Origin of the sequence: Nocardia sp. NPDC058497 (assembly GCF_042720195.1) — a bacterium.
In the GTDB taxonomy this organism is placed as follows: Bacteria; Actinomycetota; Actinomycetes; order Mycobacteriales; family Mycobacteriaceae; genus Nocardia.
Genome location: NZ_JBHXMY010000983.1, coordinates 1 through 1324, shown reverse-complemented (window position 1 = coordinate 1324; position 1324 = coordinate 1). Strand labels below are relative to the sequence as shown.

Annotated in this window: 2 protein-coding genes; both read right to left on the bottom strand. The window is 55.2% G+C overall.

What is annotated here, in order from left to right:
* On the bottom strand, positions 1-517 hold a 517-nt coding region (locus ACFWPJ_RS33070), incomplete at its 3' end, for a hypothetical protein (protein ID WP_378857493.1).
* On the bottom strand, positions 514-1324 hold an 811-nt coding region (locus ACFWPJ_RS33065; protein WP_378857491.1), incomplete at its 5' end, for an AAA family ATPase. The genes ACFWPJ_RS33070 and ACFWPJ_RS33065, both read right to left, overlap by 4 nt.

Below are 1324 nucleotides of genomic sequence, written 5' to 3'. Positions count from 1 at the left end.
GTACAGACCACGCACGACGACGACCTTTGGAACAGACTTCCCTGTTCAGACCGAATACGTCGATCGATGTTTGACCTATGGCATCTAGGCCGACATACAGACCCGACCCGACGGAGAGCGCCAAATGATCGAATGGGTCCATGGTTGTGGGATCGATAAGTAGGGCTCGACCCATTTCATCAATCGGGAAATGGTTGCGCTTCTCATTGGAGTTGCAATGCGAGCAGGCGAACAGATAATTTTCCCATACAAAAGCCATAGCAGGGAAGCTGGATTTGGGTCGGAAGTGCTCGATGTCGGTGCCGGCGCTGTCTTCGCAGTACATGCATCGCTCGATGCCGGAGCACATGGCTTTGAGGCCGGTGGAGACCTCGGTTTTCGTCTTGGTACCGCTGAACGAATTCCATCTGCGTTTGGCTTGATCGGCTGGATCGGTCGCCCGGTCAACCATACGTTGAAGCCGGGCTAATTCAGCGATGACATCAGCATCGAGCTTCCGCCTGGAGATCGGAATCATTCGTCCCCAGACCGTCGATATGTCATAAGAATCTGATCCGCACGGTCTGCTTGGCTGGTTGGAAGCTTCGAACGCAAATCGCGCAAATCGCGCTCTTCCTCCGCCGACAAATCGCGTTGCACTGCGGCCGCTTCAATATCGGCCAAACGGTTTCGCGCCTCACGGGAAGCCTCTGACAAAGTTGAATCCAGCCCGAACAGGTCGGTGAGAACAGCCTCGTCGACGGTTCCATTGACGACCCGATTAAACATTTCTCCGGTCACCACCTCGGCAGTAGGTCCGGGGACCCAAGCGGGAGATAATCTGATCAAGCCGCCTTCATCAGCGGCCTGGCAGACAAAAGGGCTATGCGTCGTCACGATGAATTGCATCTCCGGGAAATGCTCTTTCATCCAAAATCCGATGCTCTTCTGCCACTCCACATGTAAGTGGACGTCAACCTCATCGATGAGGACGACACCCTCGTGGAGTATGACGACGGTTCCATCTACCTCGGTATAACGCACGACATCGAAGCTGGTCGAGAGCTGTTTGACGAGATCGAGCACTAACCCCGCTACTGTGCGATATCCGTCGCTAAGTGATTTCAGTGCCAGTTCCCGACCGTCCGGTGTCGTTACCCACAGGCCTGCGGAGTCAACCTTCCGCACGCGCATCCCGTCAGGCAACAACCCGTCGTCCAGCAGTCGCAGGACCAGTTCTTCGAGACTGGCCGCTTCCACGCTCCCTTCCAGTCGACCAAGGAATAGCTGTTTCAGCCACAGCACAAACACCCACAACGAAACAACCAAACCAAAAACACACGCG